Annotated in this window: 17 protein-coding genes; all 17 read left to right on the plus strand. The window is 36.6% G+C overall.

The features are described 5' to 3' along the window. Window positions 1-230 precede the first annotated feature (230 nt). A complete protein-coding gene (locus tag C7D53_RS19905; RefSeq protein ID WP_106918149.1) occupies window positions 231-809 on the plus strand; it encodes a TetR/AcrR family transcriptional regulator in 579 nt (192 codons plus the stop codon). Window positions 810-983: 174 nt separating this feature from the next. After that, window positions 984-2,300: a phenylacetate--CoA ligase family protein gene (locus C7D53_RS19910; protein WP_106918150.1), complete on the plus strand. Its 1,317-nt coding sequence runs from the start codon at window positions 984-986 to the stop codon at window positions 2,298-2,300. Beyond that, window positions 2,300-3,385, plus strand: a complete 1,086-nt coding sequence (locus C7D53_RS19915) for a 2Fe-2S iron-sulfur cluster-binding protein (protein WP_076357318.1) — start codon at window positions 2,300-2,302, stop codon at window positions 3,383-3,385. The genes C7D53_RS19910 and C7D53_RS19915 overlap by 1 nt, the downstream gene beginning before the upstream one ends. A gap of 86 nt (window positions 3,386-3,471) precedes the next feature. Continuing rightward, the gene (paaA, locus tag C7D53_RS19920) at window positions 3,472-4,410 is read left to right on the plus strand and encodes a 1,2-phenylacetyl-CoA epoxidase subunit PaaA (RefSeq protein WP_106918151.1); all 939 of its coding nucleotides are present in this window, start codon (window positions 3,472-3,474) and stop codon (window positions 4,408-4,410) included. Window positions 4,411-4,417: 7 nt separating this feature from the next. Next, window positions 4,418-5,023 carry a hypothetical protein gene (locus C7D53_RS19925; RefSeq protein WP_106918152.1) on the plus strand — a complete coding sequence of 202 codons (606 nt, stop codon included), beginning with the start codon at window positions 4,418-4,420 and terminating at the stop codon, window positions 5,021-5,023. Between the two features lie 13 nt (window positions 5,024-5,036). After that, a complete protein-coding gene (gene paaB / locus C7D53_RS19930; protein ID WP_062672207.1) occupies window positions 5,037-5,318 on the plus strand; it encodes a 1,2-phenylacetyl-CoA epoxidase subunit PaaB in 282 nt (93 codons plus the stop codon). A 99-nt stretch (window positions 5,319-5,417) separates the two neighbouring features. Continuing rightward, window positions 5,418-6,167 carry a 1,2-phenylacetyl-CoA epoxidase subunit PaaC gene (gene paaC / locus C7D53_RS19935; RefSeq protein ID WP_106918153.1) on the plus strand — a complete coding sequence of 250 codons (750 nt, stop codon included), beginning with the start codon at window positions 5,418-5,420 and terminating at the stop codon, window positions 6,165-6,167. Window positions 6,168-6,367: 200 nt separating this feature from the next. Continuing rightward, window positions 6,368-6,805 (plus strand): 1,2-phenylacetyl-CoA epoxidase subunit PaaD, encoded by a 438-nt coding sequence (gene paaD / locus C7D53_RS19940; protein ID WP_106918208.1) that lies wholly within the window; start codon window positions 6,368-6,370, stop codon window positions 6,803-6,805. A 149-nt stretch (window positions 6,806-6,954) separates the two neighbouring features. Next, window positions 6,955-7,755: an enoyl-CoA hydratase/isomerase family protein gene (locus C7D53_RS19945; RefSeq protein ID WP_106918154.1), complete on the plus strand. Its 801-nt coding sequence runs from the start codon at window positions 6,955-6,957 to the stop codon at window positions 7,753-7,755. 80 nt (window positions 7,756-7,835) lie between these two features. Beyond that, window positions 7,836-8,969 (plus strand): 3-hydroxyacyl-CoA dehydrogenase NAD-binding domain-containing protein, encoded by a 1,134-nt coding sequence (locus C7D53_RS19950; protein ID WP_106918155.1) that lies wholly within the window; start codon window positions 7,836-7,838, stop codon window positions 8,967-8,969. 94 nt (window positions 8,970-9,063) lie between these two features. After that, window positions 9,064-9,381, plus strand: a complete 318-nt coding sequence (locus C7D53_RS19955; protein ID WP_106918156.1) for a hypothetical protein — start codon at window positions 9,064-9,066, stop codon at window positions 9,379-9,381. A gap of 5 nt (window positions 9,382-9,386) precedes the next feature. Then, window positions 9,387-9,800 carry a PaaI family thioesterase gene (locus C7D53_RS19960; protein WP_106918157.1) on the plus strand — a complete coding sequence of 138 codons (414 nt, stop codon included), beginning with the start codon at window positions 9,387-9,389 and terminating at the stop codon, window positions 9,798-9,800. Window positions 9,801-9,910: 110 nt separating this feature from the next. After that, window positions 9,911-11,116, plus strand: coding sequence for a 3-oxoadipyl-CoA thiolase (gene pcaF / locus C7D53_RS19965; protein ID WP_106918158.1), 1,206 nt, complete (start codon window positions 9,911-9,913; stop codon window positions 11,114-11,116). Between the two features lie 102 nt (window positions 11,117-11,218). Beyond that, a complete protein-coding gene (locus C7D53_RS19970; RefSeq protein ID WP_106918159.1) occupies window positions 11,219-11,812 on the plus strand; it encodes an acyltransferase in 594 nt (197 codons plus the stop codon). Between the two features lie 17 nt (window positions 11,813-11,829). Continuing rightward, window positions 11,830-12,657, plus strand: coding sequence for an alpha/beta hydrolase (locus C7D53_RS19975; RefSeq protein ID WP_106918160.1), 828 nt, complete (start codon window positions 11,830-11,832; stop codon window positions 12,655-12,657). Between the two features lie 124 nt (window positions 12,658-12,781). Next, a complete protein-coding gene (paaZ, locus tag C7D53_RS19980) occupies window positions 12,782-15,277 on the plus strand; it encodes a phenylacetic acid degradation bifunctional protein PaaZ (protein WP_106918161.1) in 2,496 nt (831 codons plus the stop codon). A 180-nt stretch (window positions 15,278-15,457) separates the two neighbouring features. Further along, window positions 15,458-15,619, plus strand: coding sequence for a bacteriocin-like protein (locus C7D53_RS21060; protein ID WP_162926233.1), 162 nt, complete (start codon window positions 15,458-15,460; stop codon window positions 15,617-15,619). The last annotated feature ends 119 nt before the right edge of the window (window positions 15,620-15,738 follow it).

A 15,738-nucleotide genomic window follows, 5' to 3' on the forward strand; every position in this document is an offset into this window, starting at 1 on the left:
TATTAAATTTACAAAAAAAATAGACAAAATTTCCGAATTTACTATTTTTAACGGAAAGTTAACTTGACAAAATTTCCGATTATTCAAAATTTCCTCTGAAATTCATGAACAAATAGTCAGATTTAAAAAAACAACGCCCAACACAATTTTATAAATGAGTGAATTTGTTTAATCACTATGTTAAATTTCAACTTTTTATTAACAGAATAACTACTTTTGCATTTTTACAGATGGAACTTAAAGAAAAACAAAGGAAAATATTAGACGTAGCAGTAGAGCTTTTCAAAGAGAAAGGCTATATGGGAAGCTCTGTAAGAGATTTGGCTACGAAGCTTAATATCAAGGCAGCATCACTATATGCACATATCCGTTCAAAGGAAGAAATTCTGGAGTGGGTGTGTTTTGGTATTGCCCAGGAGTTTTTTGATGAGCTTCAGGAAGTAAAAAATACGAATGTAGTTCCGAGAGAAAAATTAGACTTATTTCTGGATAAACATTTATCGGTCGTCCTTAAAAACCGTGATGTAACCCATATTTATTCTGTAGAATGGAGACATTTGGAAGAAAGACTTCCCGAATTTGAAGAACTAAGAAAAAATTATCAGCAGGAAGTTGAAGAATTGATTTCTGAAATTTATAAAGCTGAAAACTGGGAATTAAAGTCACCCTCATTTACTACGAGATTCATTCTTCATACCCTTAACAATTCCTATTTCTGGTTCAAGAGAAGCAGTGACTCTACAGACGAAATTACTGATGAAATAAGGGAGAAAATACTTTTTGGATTATTAGGGAATCAAAGATCATAGCCTTTGGCAAAAGGAATTCATTTATACATTTTACATTGTACTTTTTATAAAGATAAAGCAGTTTAGCTAGTATTTCGTTATTTAGAATCATTCAAAATATGATAAAAGTCATGAAAATTTTGCCAGCTTCCAAAATCTTTTTAAATTTACACCTAACAAATGTTAGTTAGTTTTATGGATTTTTCAGTTGAATATCTGGAGCTGGGTCAGTTGAGACAGCTTCAATCTGACCGGTTGATCAGTTTGATCGGTTATCTAGGAGAGAAGTCAGAGTTTTATAAAAGAAAACTTGATGAATTGGAAATATCTCCCAGCGATATAAGGTCGATTGAAGATATTACGAAACTTCCGATTACTTACAAACAGGACCTACGAGATAACTATCCGTTTGGTTTATTCACCGTTCCAAAAAGTGAACTTCAGAGAATTCACTGCTCAAGCGGAACAACCGGAAAGCCAACGGTAGTAGGATATACTAAGGAAGATGTAGATCTTTTTAGTGAAGTGGTAGCAAGATCTTTATATGCTGCAGGAGCCAGACCGGGAATGCAGCTGCATAATGCTTACGGCTATGGAATTTTTACCGGTGGATTAGGACTTCATTATGGAGCAGAAATGCTCGGGATGAGTGTTCTTCCTATTTCCGGGGGAATGACTGCCAGACAGGTTGATCTGATTGTAGATTTTAAACCTGAAGTAATTTGTTGTTCACCATCTTATGCCCTGACTATTGCTGATGAGTTTGCTAATAGAGGAATATCGGCAGATGAAATTAGTCTTAAATATGCCGTATTGGGTTCAGAACCTTGGACGGAAATTATCAGAGGCCATATCGAAGAGAAATTGGGAGTACATGCAACCAATATTTATGGTTTAAGTGAAATTATTGGCCCCGGGGTTTCCATGGAAGACTTTGAAGAAAAAGGAGGTTCCTACATTTGGGAAGATCATTTTTATCCTGAAATCCTGGATCCCATTACCAATCAGCCAGTACCTTTTGGGGAAGAAGGAGTTCTGGTGGTTACTACTTTAACGAAAAAAGCCATGCCGCTTCTACGTTATTGGACTAATGACATTACCAGCCTTTATTATGATGAAAATGCCAAAAGAACAATGGTAAAAATGAAACCAATTGTTGGCAGAGCAGATGATATGTTGATCGTAAGAGGAGTAAATGTCTATCCAAGCCAGATTGAAGAGGCGTTTTCCCATGTAAAAGGAGTAGTTCCTAACTACTATTTGACTCCAATTGAAAAAGAACAAATGTGTGTAGCCCTAGATGTAGACGTAGAAATTGCAGATGATCTTGTAAAGGCTCAAAAAATAGAAGCAAATACCGATGATTATTTTAATTTTGTCGGAAGCTTCGGAAAAAGTATAGAAAGCGAAATAAAAAAGCGGGTAGGGATCACCACAAAAGTGAAAATTCATACCCAGGACAGTTTGCCGAAGTGCGAAGGTGGAAAAATTAATAGAATACTAAAAAAATAATGAACTCATTTTATAAACTTAAAACTGTAAAAGTTCAGAAAGATACCTCAGAAGCCGTAAGTGTAGCGGTGGAAATTCCGGAGGAACTGAAAGACAAGTTCAGGTTCAAGCAAGGACAGTATCTGAATTTCCGAATGATGATCAACGGAAATGAAGAAAGACGTTCTTATTCTATCTGTAATGCTCCAAGCGAAAAAAGCAATACGCTGGAAGTTCTGGTAAAATTGCTGGAAGGTGGAAAAGTATCCGGATACTTCAATGAGCATCTTCATATGGATGAAATTCTGGAAGTTATGCCTCCAATGGGCGGTTTTAATACTTCTTATCACCCGACAAACGTAAAAACGTATGTTGGCCTGGCAGCAGGAAGCGGAATTACTCCGGTTTTATCCAATATTAAAGAAAGTCTTTATCAGGAGCCTAACAGTAATGCTTATCTGTTTTACAGCAACAGAAGTATGAACCATATTTTGAGAAAGGCTGAAATTGATAAGCTGGTAGAACATTTCAATGGAAGACTTAAAGTGGTTTACCTGGTAAGTAGAGAAAAACATGAGGATCCTGTTTTTGAGGGAAGAATCTCTCCAGAAAAATTAGATCAGCTTTTTGAAAGATATACGGATATTGATGTAAAAGAAGCTACCTATTTTATCTGTGGCCCTTCAGAAATGATTAAAGGGATTGCAGATTATCTGAAGAAAGATAAAAAAGTACCTGCAATTCAGGTTTTATTTGAATACTTCACTGCTCCGGACGAAGAAAATACGGAGGAGATGAGTGATGAATTCAAGGCAATTGCCAATATTGAAAGTATGGTAACGGTAATCATTGATGATGATGAATATTCGTTCCACCTTAATTCCAAAAAAGAGAGTATCTTAGATAAAGCATTGAAAGACAATCTTCCTGTACCTTTTGCTTGCAAAGGAGGAGTTTGTTGTACGTGTAAGGCAGAGGTTTTGGAGGGAGAAGTTTTCATGGAGAAAAACTATGCGCTTACCGAAGATGAGGTTGCAAGAGGCTTCGTTCTTACGTGTCAATGTCACCCGACAACCAATGTGGTGATGCTTAATTATGATGTTTAAAAAATTAATGTAACAATATAACAAAATATCAGTGTAACAATCATTGGTACATTGGTAAACTGATACATTGCTAAATTGAAAAAATTATGGACTTAGAAAAATTTGTTCAATACGTTCACGACGAAAATAAAGTAGAACCAAAAGATGTAATGCCCGATGATTACAGAAAATTATTGGTTCGTCAGATTTCGCAGCATGCACATTCTGAAATTGTCGGGATGTTGCCGGAAGCAAACTGGATTTCGAGAGCTCCTTCATTGAGAAGAAAAATGGCTCTTTTGGCTAAAGTTCAGGATGAAGCAGGACATGGCTTATATTTATACTCTGCAACAGAAACATTAGGAAACGGAACTATCAGAGCAGATAGAGACGCTACCTATGAAGATATGCTGGAGGGAAAAGCTAAGTATTCAAGTATATTTAACTACCCAACATTGAGCTGGGCAGACATAGGTGCCATCGGATGGTTGGTAGATGGTGCTGCCATCATGAATCAGGTAATGCTGATGGGGAATTCTTATGGCCCTTATTCAAGAGCGATGGTGAAAATTTGTAAAGAAGAATCCTTTCACCAAAGACAAGGGTATGAAATCCTAATGGCACTTTGCCGTGGTACAAAGCAACAGAAAGAAATGGCACAGGCTTCGTTAAATCGTTTCTGGTGGCCGGCTTTGATGATGTTTGGACCTAATGATGACAGCTCTCCAAACTCTAAAATCTCTATGAATTACAGAGTAAAAAGAGAAAGTAATGACAGTCTTCGTCAGAGATTCATTGATGTTACCGTTTCTCAGGCAGAATTCTTGGGATTAACAATTCCTGATAAAGACCTGAAATGGAATGAAGAAAGACAACATTATGATTTCGGAGAACTTCCTTGGGATGAATTTATGGAAATCTTAAAAGGAAACGGACCCTGCAATAAAAAGCGTATCGAAACGAAGAGAAAAGCGCAAAGAGAAAATTCGTGGGTAAAAGAAGCTGCAGCAGCTTTTGCTGAAAAACAAAACGAGAAAGTAAATTAAGAAATTAGTGAAAGTTTTACTTCAAACTTTATTTTTCCTTATGGTTTCAGTATTGAAGGGACAGGATGTAAATAAACTTGCCGGTCTTCCTTCTACTATTGAGAATAAAAAAGAAATAATAATTTATCAAGGTTCCGATATAACAATCGGAGGAAAGATTTTCAGAATTTATCAGGGAAAAGGTGAGAATTGGAATGCTGAGTTGATACAATGGTTTTCACCCTATTACATAAGTAAGGATGAATTTAGAATCACTCCGGCAAAAGTTACCCAACTAAAATCAAAACATATACTTGAAAAAGCTTTTGTTACTTTGGAATCAATGAATATTGGTTATCTCCCTAAAGAAGATCTTTTCAGATATAAGACATCCCAATCAAAGGCTGTGTATGATAATGATGTGAAAGGATACGGATTATTTACAAAAGAATACAGTATTACAGGAGGAGTAGATTTTTTAGTAAAATATAAATCAAATGACAAAGAGAATGAATTTCATTATTCTAACCCTGAAAGTTATTTAAATAACACTCCCGGGATTGATGAATATGAAAGCTTCATGAAGATTTTAAAATATGTTGAAAATAATTTCAATATCACATTAAATTATTAAATAAAAATAGATAATGAGTCAATTAGATATGTGGGAAGTGTTTATTCAAACTAAACCGGGATTATCTCACAAACACGTTGGAATAGTACAGGCACCAACAGCAGAAATGGCTTTGCAAAATGCAAGAGACGTTTATACGAGAAGAAAAGAAGGCACCTCTGTTTGGGTAGTTCCAAGTAAATATATTGTCACTTCAGAAGGGGTAGACAAGGAAGCTTTCTTCGATCCGGCTGATGACAAATTATACCGTCACCCGACTTTCTATGAGATTCCAAACGATGTAAAAAATATGTAGAAAATTGTATTAATGTAAAAAGTATTAAAGTAAAATGACAGGTTCTTTTACCAATCATTAATACATTTTACATTGAGTCATTTTACAAATAGAAAAACAATGAACCCATTATATAATTATTTATTAAAACTAGCAGACGACAGTTTCATTATGGGACAGCGCTTGTCTGCATGGTGCGGTGAAGGTCCTTATCTGGAGGAAGATATTGCATTGACGAACATTGCTTTGGATGAACTTGGGCAGGCTAACAACTTTTACGTTTATGCTTCCAGAGTGGTGGATAACGGTAAAAGTGAAGATGACTTGGCGTTCTTAAGATACGAGCATGAATATTTAAATGCACACTGGGTAGAACTTCCCAACGAAGATTATGCACAGACTATTTTGAAAGTATATGTTTTTGCAGTCTATCAAAAGCTGATGTATGAAGCATTATCCAATTCTGCGAATGAAGAACTTTCTGCAATTGCTCAAAAGTCTTTGAAAGAAGTAAGATATCATTATACCCATACGGCTTCCTGGATGAAAATTTTTGCTCAGGGAACAGAAGAAAGTAAAACTCGTTTGAAAAGAGCAATTGAAGATATCTGGGAATATACAAAAGGTCTTTTTGCTAAAACAGAAGGAGAAGACGATCTGGTTGCTTTAAATATCGTTCCAAATGTAGATGCTCTTTACGAAGAATTTGTTGCTATTACAAAGAAAGATTTTCAAGGTTTTGGATTAGAATATCCAGCTAATCCGTTTATGCAGCCAAAATCAAGAACAGGATACCATACAGAGTATTTTGGATTTATCCTTTGTGAACTTCAGTATATGCAGAGAGCGTATCCTGGTTGTACTTGGTAGATTTTTGAATGGAGCAATGGAGCAGTTTATCAATGTAACAATTTGAACTGCCATTGAAATTATATTTTGTTGACTTTGCTAAGTGAAACGCCTTTGCGAAATTAAAAACGTTTAGCAGTCAAAAAAAACTTAATGCACTTTGCGTTTAAAAACTTTTCAGATAAAAAAGAAGATTGAAAAACCCTTTAGAGATATTAGAAATGGTTCCTGATCCGGAAATTCCGGTGATCAATATTGTGGAACTTGGAATTGTAAGAGAAGCAAAGGTTACCAGTGAGAATTCTTGTGAAGTAACAATCACTCCTACCTATTCCGCCTGTCCTGCAATGTTTACCATTGAAGAGGACATTATAAAGATTATGAAAGAAAACGGATGGGATGCAAAGGTGGTGACCAAAATGTTTCCTATCTGGACAACAGACTGGTTGACGGATGAAGCAAGAGAAAAACTTCGAGTGTACGGAATCACCCCTCCCGAAAAAGGAGCAGACGAACATCATATCGGGAAACCGAAAAAATGTCCAAGATGTGGTTCTGAACATACCAAACAGATCAGCAGATTCGGGTCTACCTTGTGTAAGGCTTCCTATCAATGCTTAGACTGTCTGGAACCGTTTGATTATTTTAAATGCCATTAAGAAATGTAAGAAGGTCACAATCTAATAATGTAACAATCTAATGATACCAATAATGCATAGCATTGAAATATTCGCACTGTAATTGGTAAATTGTTGCATTGTTATACTGTTAAATTATTATATTTATCTGAACTTAAATAGATATTTTTATGTATACACAACTAGATATTGAATCGCATTTTGACGGGAAGCTCAAAATAGCATATCTTAATCAGCCAGAAACAATGAACGCTCTTACAAAGCCTGCTTTGGCAGACTTGAGAGATTTTATAAAAGAATGCAGTAATGATGAAACGGTAAGATGTGTTGCCATTTCCGGAAGAGGAAGAGCTTTTTGCTCCGGTCAGAATCTGGACGAAGCTTTTGTAACAGGCAAGGAGCACAATGATCAGGATATCATCAGAAAAATTGTAGTAGATTATTACAATCCGTTGGTTACCGAAGTTACTCGTTGTAAAAAACCGGTTATTGCACTGGTAAACGGACCGGCAGTAGGAGCAGGAGCTATGTTGGCACTCATCTGTGATTTTGTATTGGCCAACAACAAAGCCTATTTTTCACAGGCATTTTCAAATATCGGCTTAATTCCGGATACAGGAGGAACTTACTTCTTACCGAAACTCTTAGGTAGACAATTGGCGAATTATTTAGCTTTCACCGGTAAAAAATTATCTGCTGAAGAGTCTAAATCTTACGGTCTTGTAGCTGAGGTTTTCACTGAAGAAGAATTTGGGCCAAAATCAATGGAAATCCTTGAAAAAATGGCAAACATGCCAACGGCAGCCCTTAAGCTGACCAAAAAAGCTTTTGCTCAATCTTATACAAACACATTGAAAGAGCAGTTGGAACTTGAGGGAGACCTGCAACAAGAAGCTGCCGAAACAGAAGACTTCCTGGAGGGAGTAAATGCCTTTTTACAGAAAAGAAAACCTAATTATAAAGGAAAATAAAAATTTGTACAATGTAGAAAGTAAAATGTATAATGTACAGTTAAATACTTTTTACATTGTACATTTTACATTGTACAAAAATGAAGAATATTGGAATTATTGGGGCAGGGACCATGGGCGTTGGTATTGCTCAGGTAGCTGCAACAGCAGGATGCAAAGTTGTTTTATTTGACGCTAATGCTCCACAAATTGATAAAGCACTTTCAGGCTTAGAGAAAACACTTCAAAAACTTGTCGAAAAAGACAAAATTTCTCAGGAAAAAGCTACAGAGATCAGAAACAATATTGCTAAAGGTTCAACCCTGCAGGATTTAAAAGATTCTGATCTGGTTATTGAAGCAATCATTGAAAATAAAGACATCAAAACCAAGGTTTTTACAGAACTTGAAACCTATGTTTCTGAAAATTGTATCATTGGTTCCAATACATCATCCATTTCTATCACCTCTCTTGGTGCAGAATTAAAGAAACCCGAGCGTTTCATCGGAATTCACTTCTTCAATCCGGCTCCGTTGATGCCATTAGTGGAAGTAATCCCTTCTTTATTAACAGAAAAAACATTAGCAGAAAAAATCTACAACCTCATGAAAGATTGGGGGAAAACACCTGTTATTGCTAAGGATATTCCCGGATTTATTGTCAACAGAATTGCCCGCCCTTATTATGGTGAGGGATTAAGAATTGTTGAAGAAAATATAGCAACACCGGAACAGGTAGATGAAGCAATGAAAACCCTTGGAAACTTCAAAATGGGGCCTTTTGAATTAATGGACCTTATTGGAGTTGATGTTAACTTTGCAGTAACCACCACTGTTTACAAAGATTATTTCTACGATCCGAAATACAAGCCTTCCCTATTGCAGCAGAGAATGTCTGAAGCGAAACTTCACGGAAGGAAAACAGGAAGAGGATTTTACGATTATAGTGAGGGATCGGTAAAACCGGAAGCTCAAAAAGATGATGCCCTTTATCAGCAGATTTTTTTAAGAATCATTTCAATGTTGATTAATGAAGCGGTAGAAGCTAAAAGATTAGGCGTTGCAAACGATGATGATATCGAATTGGCAATGCAGAAAGGTGTAAATTATCCAAAAGGATTATTAAGCTGGGGGAAAGAAATCGGATATTCAAAAATTTCCGAAACACTACAGAATCTTTACGAAGAATATCAGGAAGAAAGATACAGACAAAGCCCTTTACTTCGTAAACTATAAAATGGATCAATGTATCAGTTTGCCAATACCGTGGCTATGTTAGCTTATCAAAGTGTTGTATTGGTCAACTGTTAGATTGTTAAATTCAAAAATAATGAATATAGAAGAATTCAGGGATGAATTGGAACTAAGGCTTTCCATAGAAAAGCAGTATTTAATTCAGGAGCTTCCTTCCATTGATGATTATCAGGAAAAGCTTGAAATACTGGGAACGTTTAATGAGAAGTACAGATTGCTGATCAAGAGACTGGCAGATGAAAATGGTATTGATCTTAATGCTCCCTATGAAGCCGAAAATAACCCTGTGAGTTCCGAAACTCATCTTTCATATGAACAAATAATTCTTGGTAAAACCATGAATATCTATGATCGGTTAGTTGACGAATTATATGAAGAAATATCAAACGCATAATAGAAATGAATCCAAGACAAGTTGCAGATTATATGTTCAATCAGGATTATTTTTCCCAATGGATGAATATCAAAATGATTGAAGTAAAAGAAAATTATTGCCTGATAGAAATGCCCATCAAAAAGGACATGATCAATGGGCTTAAAACAGTTCACGGAGGGGTTACGTTTGCTTTTGCAGATTCTGCCCTGGCATTTTCCTCCAATAATACTGGAGACGCAGCTGTAGCCTTGAACTGTATCATCAATTTTACCAAGGCAGGAAAAGAGGGTGATGTATTCAGAGCAGAAAGTATTTTAGTAAATGATACAAGAAAAACAGCTGTTTATGACATTAAAATCACCAATCAAAATAATGATCTGATTGCAAAATTTGTCGGGACAGTTTATAAAATTGGAAAGAAAGTAACAGAGCTTTAAGCGCATTGCAGCTAAAGAAATATTAAGTACAAGTTTAAATAAAAATCAATAACCAATATGACAATGTATCAATAATTGTTACACTGTTAAATTGCTACATCAAAATAATTATGAACAACGTATACATCATAGACTATGTAAGAACTCCTATTTCAAAACTACAGGGAGGATTATCAGAAGTAAGAGCAGATGATTTGGCTGCCATTGTTATCAAAGAAGTGGTGGCAAGAAACCCTGAAGTTCCTGTAGAGGAAATTGAAGATGTTATTTTCGGATGTGCAAACCAAGCAGGTGAAGATAACAGAAACGTTGCCAGAATGGGACTTTTATTGGCTGGGCTTCCTTACAAAATTGGAGGAGAAACGGTAAACAGACTTTGTGCTTCAGGAATGTCTGCTGTGGCTAATGCATTCCGTTCCATTGCATCAGGAGAGGGCGAAATTTACATTGCCGGTGGAGTAGAACACATGACGCGTTCTCCTTACGTAATGTCAAAACCAAGCGCAGCTTTCGGAAGAGACAGTCAGATGTATGATACAACTTTCGGATGGCGTTTTGTTAATCCGAAGATGAAAGAAATGTATGGCGTTGATGGGATGGGTGAAACAGCAGAAAACCTGGCTGATATGCATCAGATAAACAGAGAAGATCAGGATAAATTTGCCCTGTGGTCTCAGCAGAAAGCAACAAAAGCTCAGGAAAGCGGAAGACTGGCCGAAGAAATTGTAAAAGTTGAAATTCCACAAAGGAAAGGAGAACCTATCATTTTTGAAAAAGACGAATTTATTAAGCCAACCTCATCTATCGAGGGATTAGGAAAACTTCGTCCGGCTTTCAGAAAAGAAGGAACAGTAACTGCCGGAAATGCTTCAGGAATGAATGACGGTGCTGCCGCTTTAATTTTAGCAAGCGAAGAAGCTGTAAAAAAATATGGATTGAAACCAAAAGCTAAAATTTTAGGATCTTCCGTAGCAGGAGTAGAACCTAGAATTATGGGAATAGGACCTGTAGAAGCTACACAAAAACTTTTAAAAAGATTAAACCTTTCCCTGGATGATATAGATGTTATCGAATTAAACGAAGCCTTTGCTGCACAAGCTTTAGCTGTAACAAGAAGCTTAGGTTTACAGGATGATGACGCAAGAATAAATCCAAATGGCGGAGCTATTGCCATTGGCCATCCACTAGGAGTTTCCGGAGCGAGAATTATTGGTTCAGCGGCGATGGAGCTTCAGAAGCAAGATAAAAAATATGCATTGTGTACCCTTTGTATCGGTGTAGGACAGGGATACGCAATGGTTATTGAAAAAGTATAACTTTTTAAATAATGTAACAATGTAACAGTTTACCAATATAACAATATTGAATCTATTGCTAGACTGCTACATTGTTAAATTGGTATATTAAATTTAAATTTTATGAACATCTACTCATACCACGGGATTCGTCCCATTATAAAGAAATCTGCCTACATTCATCCACAGGCAGTTATTATCGGAAATGTGGAAATTGGTGAAGAAGTCTATATCGGCCCGAATGCCGTTATCCGTGGAGACTGGGGAAAAATTATCATTAAAGACGGAGCCAACGTTCAGGAAAATTGTACCCTGCATGTTTTTCCTAATATAGAAACAATCCTTGAAGAATCTGCACATATTGGCCACGGAGCGATCATTCACTCCGGTCACATCGGAAAAAATTGCTTAATCGGAATGAATTCTGTGGTGATGGACAAAGCCTACATTGGTGACGAAAGCATTGTTGGTGCATTGGCTTTTGTGCCTGCCAACTTTAGATGTGAACCCAGAAAACTGATTGTAGGAAGCCCTGCAAAAGTCATCCGTGATGTATCCGATGAAATGATCCATTGGAAAACTGAGGGAACAAAGCTATATCAGGAATTGGCGAGAGAAGGAAAAGAAGCCATACTTCCTTGTGAACCATTTACAGAATATGTACAGCAAATTCCTACGAAAGTGGTGGATTACAGCATCTGGGATGATATTAAATAATAACTATAAAATTAAACATGATCAAGAAAGTTTTCATATTATGCAGTATTCTGTTTGCTGTTAACTTTACAGTGTCTGCACAGACAGAAACAACGAAACCACTTACCATTGGTGAGGTAAGGACATTAAAATCCAAGGTTTTAAATGAAGAAAGAACATTGAATATTTATCTTCCTCAAGGGTTTGATAAAACTAAATCCTATCCCATTATTTATCTTCTGGACGGAAGTGTGAATGAAGATTTTATCCACGTTTCAGGATTGGTACAGTTCTTTAATCAGATGTATTCAATGCCGGCAACAATTGTGGTGGGAATTGCAAATATAGACAGAAAAAGAGATTTTACTTTTCACACAGATTTGAAGGATCTACAAAAAGATTACCCTACAACAGGGCATTCTGACAAGTTCATCACCTTTCTTGAAAAAGAATTAAAACCCTACATAGAAACTCAGTTTAAAACAACAGATAAATATTTGTTTGGTCAATCATTGGGTGGGCTTCTGGCAACTGAAATTCTACTGAAAAAGCCTGAAATGTTCAATAACTATTTTATCATCAGTCCAAGTTTATGGTGGGATGATGAAAGTTTATTAAAACAAGCTCCTCAATTACTTTCAAAATCTCCGGATACTAAAAAATTCGTTTATGTTTCTGTAGGAAAAGGAGAGCATCCGGTAATGGTAAAAGATGCCGAAGCCTGGTATGATGTTCTTAAAAAATCCAATAAGAAAAACTGGACAATTGAATATAAAATGATGGAAACTGACAATCATGCAACTATTCTTCACAGAAGTTTATACGAAGGATTGGTGAAGATGTTTCCATATCAGGAACCGAAATAAATGTAACAATATAACAATGTGAAAATCTAACAATTATATTATATGATGTTATTCGGAACGAAGTAAGAGTCTCATTAGTAAAATGTTAAATGATACATTGATAAATTAAAGTATAAAATATTTTATGGAAAAACTAAAAAACTATATCTACGGACAATGGGTAGAGGGAACCGGAGCCGGAATTCCTTTATACAATGCCGTAACAGGAGAACAGGTAGCAGTTTCCGATACAGAGGGACTAAACTTTGAACAGGCTCTAGATTATGGTAGGACTGTAGGATACAAAAACCTTTCTTCAATGACGTTTTATGATCGTGGAGAAATGCTGAAAAAGGTAGCGCTTTACCTACTGGAAAGAAAGAAAAAATACTACGAATTATCTTATAAAACAGGGGCTACACATGTTGATTCATGGGTGGATATTGAAGGAGGTTTCGGAACTTTCTTTACCTATTCAGGGTTAGCAAAGAGAATGCTTCCTAATACCCCGTTTTGGGTAGATGGAGATACTCAGAAGATTTCTGCAAACGGAACCCATTTGGGAACTCACATTTTAACACCAAGTGAAGGCGTTTCTGTACAGATCAACGCCTACAACTTTCCTGTTTGGGGAATGTTGGAAAAGTTATCCACATCCTTATTGGCAGGGGTGCCATCTATTGTAAAGCCATCACCTTTTGGTTCTTACCTTACCAATGTGGTATTTCAGGATATGATTGAAAGTGGAGTATTACCTGAAGGTGCTGTACAATTGGTATGCGGAGAACCTGGAAATATTCTGGATTATGTTCAGGATGGAGACTCTGTTTTGTTTACAGGTTCTGCAACTACAGGGAGAAAACTAAAATCTCTACCATCCGTTGCCGGGAATGCTGTTCGTTTCAATATGGAAGCAGACTCTCTGAACTGTTCAATCCTTGGATTAGAAGCCAAGCCGGGAACCCCTGAATTTGATTTATTCATCAAGGAAGTACGTAACGAAATGACCACAAAAGCCGGTCAGAAATGTACAGCCATCAGAAGAATTATTGTTCCGGAACATTTCATTGGTGATGTTCAGAGTGCTTTATCGAAAGCTTTAGACCAAACAAAAATAGGAAACCCATTAAGCAGAGAAACAAGAATGGGATCTTTGGTGGGAAGACAGCAATATGAAGAGGTTTTAAGAAAAGTAAACATTCTAAAATCAGAAACAGAGCTTGTATATGATGGGAAACATGAACTTGTAGATGCATCCTATGAAAACGGAGCATTTATGAGTCCGAAATTATTCCTGAATGATAAGCCTTTCGAAAAAAATATCTCTCACGATGTAGAAGCTTTCGGGCCGGTATCTACATTAATGCCTTATAAAGATGCTGAAGAAGCCGCTGCACTGGCAAAAAGAGGAAAAGGAAGTTTGGTAGGATCCATTATTTCTCATGACGAAAACTTTATTGCAGAAACATCATGGAAAATGGCCTCCCAACACGGAAGAATCTTTGTATTGAACAGAGATAACGCCAAAGAAAGTACAGGACATGGTTCACCACTTCCTACATTAATGCACGGAGGACCTGGTAGAGCCGGGGGCGGAGAAGAAATGGGCGGTTTAAGCGGTCTGCACTTCTTCCTACAAAAAACAGCCATTCAGGGGTCTCCGGATGTACTGAAGGCAATTACCAAAATCTATCAGCAAGGAGCGGAGAAGAAATTCTCAGACAAGCATCCTTTCCAAAAATACTTTGAAGAAGTTGCAGTAGGTGATTCTCTGGAAACAGCAGGAAGAACGGTTACTGATGCAGATATTGTGAACTTCTCCAATGTTTCATGGGATCATTTCTACGCCCATACTGATGCTACAAGCTTAACTGGGACGATCTTTGATAAAACGGTTGCTCACGGATACTTCATTCTTTCAGCAGCGGCAGGATTATTTGTTTCTGGTAAAAAAGGACCTGTTATTGCTAATTATGGATTGGAAGAATGTAGTTTCTTCAAACCGGTATATGCAGGCGATACCATTACGGTTTATCTGACAGCAAAAGAAAAAATCAACAGAGGGGTAAAAGGAAGAAATATCCCGTCAGGAGTTGTAAAATGGCTGGTTGAAGTTGTAAACCAAAGAGATGAGGTTGTTTGTGTAGCTACCATCTTAACATTGGTTGCAAAGCAATCTCCTTTCATTGATCTGAATGTGAAGAATGTTCAAAAGATCTTAAACGGATTAACGGAAAAGACTCCTGCATTATGGGGTAAAATGTCTCCACAGCAAATGATCGAACACCTTGAACAAGGAGTACTGGTAAGCTTAGGAGAACCGGAAGCAGAGAAATGCTTTACTCCGGAAGAGAATGTTGAAAAATACCAGGATTCCCTTTACAACCACAGAAAAATGCCGAAAGACTTTACCGCTCCGTTTTTGCCTCAGGATGGCTCACTTCCGGAACCTACACACAAGAATCTGGACGCAGCAAAACAAGCATTTATTGATAATCTGAAAAGATTTGTGGTGTATTATAAAGAAAACCCACAGGCAGAACACCTGAACTTTGTTTTTGGAAAACTGAACAAAGAAATGTGGGAGCTGATGCACAAAAAGCATTTTACCCATCATTTTGAACAGTTTGGATTGATTTAATTCAAAATAAAAATAGAAGAAAGCAGCATTTTAGAAATAACTTGCTGTTTTTTTATTTGATAAAACTCCAAATTTCTTTATATCAGTTGATTATGAATGTTTTAATAAAAAAAATAGTAACTTTAATAGGCGAAATCCGAAAAGCATATAGAGTAGGAGAGAATATCAAAACTGATTACTATGAAAAACTTAAAAAAACTTACAAGAAACGAATTGAGATCTCTTAAAGGAGCCGGTCCAATCTGGTCTTGTTCTCCTCATTCCTGCCCTCCGGGAGTATGTTGTATCCCCGGAAGATGGCCAGACCTAGCAGCGGCATGTGTTATATGTGCCAGTTCGTAGTTTACCAATTTTAAATATTAACAATACATAAAGCAGCATCTCACCAGATTTGCTGTTTTGTTTTAATAATCTTTTGTTAAATCTCTCAGCTGTATTTGATGACTTTACATTTATTCATT

It is taken from the genome of Chryseobacterium aurantiacum (assembly GCF_003020585.1).
Classification (GTDB): Bacteria; Bacteroidota; Bacteroidia; order Flavobacteriales; family Weeksellaceae; genus Chryseobacterium; species Chryseobacterium aurantiacum.

Coding starts and splice junctions, on each gene's coding strand:
- C7D53_RS19905 (WP_106918149.1), top strand. CDS start 231: ATGGAACTTAAAGAAAAACAAAGGAAAATATTAGACGTAGCAGTAGAG.
- C7D53_RS19970 (WP_106918159.1), top strand. CDS start 11,219: ATGAACATCTACTCATACCACGGGATTCGTCCCATTATAAAGAAATCT.
- C7D53_RS19950 (WP_106918155.1), top strand. CDS start 7,836: ATGAAGAATATTGGAATTATTGGGGCAGGGACCATGGGCGTTGGTATT.
- C7D53_RS19975 (WP_106918160.1), top strand. CDS start 11,830: ATGATCAAGAAAGTTTTCATATTATGCAGTATTCTGTTTGCTGTTAAC.
- paaB (WP_062672207.1), top strand. CDS start 5,037: ATGAGTCAATTAGATATGTGGGAAGTGTTTATTCAAACTAAACCGGGA.
- paaC (WP_106918153.1), top strand. CDS start 5,418: ATGAACCCATTATATAATTATTTATTAAAACTAGCAGACGACAGTTTC.
- C7D53_RS21060 (WP_162926233.1), top strand. CDS start 15,458: ATGAAAAACTTAAAAAAACTTACAAGAAACGAATTGAGATCTCTTAAA.
- paaD (WP_106918208.1), top strand. CDS start 6,368: ATGGTTCCTGATCCGGAAATTCCGGTGATCAATATTGTGGAACTTGGA.
- paaA (WP_106918151.1), top strand. CDS start 3,472: ATGGACTTAGAAAAATTTGTTCAATACGTTCACGACGAAAATAAAGTA.
- paaZ (WP_106918161.1), top strand. CDS start 12,782: ATGGAAAAACTAAAAAACTATATCTACGGACAATGGGTAGAGGGAACC.
- C7D53_RS19960 (WP_106918157.1), top strand. CDS start 9,387: ATGAATCCAAGACAAGTTGCAGATTATATGTTCAATCAGGATTATTTT.
- C7D53_RS19945 (WP_106918154.1), top strand. CDS start 6,955: ATGTATACACAACTAGATATTGAATCGCATTTTGACGGGAAGCTCAAA.
- C7D53_RS19955 (WP_106918156.1), top strand. CDS start 9,064: ATGAATATAGAAGAATTCAGGGATGAATTGGAACTAAGGCTTTCCATA.
- C7D53_RS19910 (WP_106918150.1), top strand. CDS start 984: ATGGATTTTTCAGTTGAATATCTGGAGCTGGGTCAGTTGAGACAGCTT.
- pcaF (WP_106918158.1), top strand. CDS start 9,911: ATGAACAACGTATACATCATAGACTATGTAAGAACTCCTATTTCAAAA.
- C7D53_RS19915 (WP_076357318.1), top strand. CDS start 2,300: ATGAACTCATTTTATAAACTTAAAACTGTAAAAGTTCAGAAAGATACC.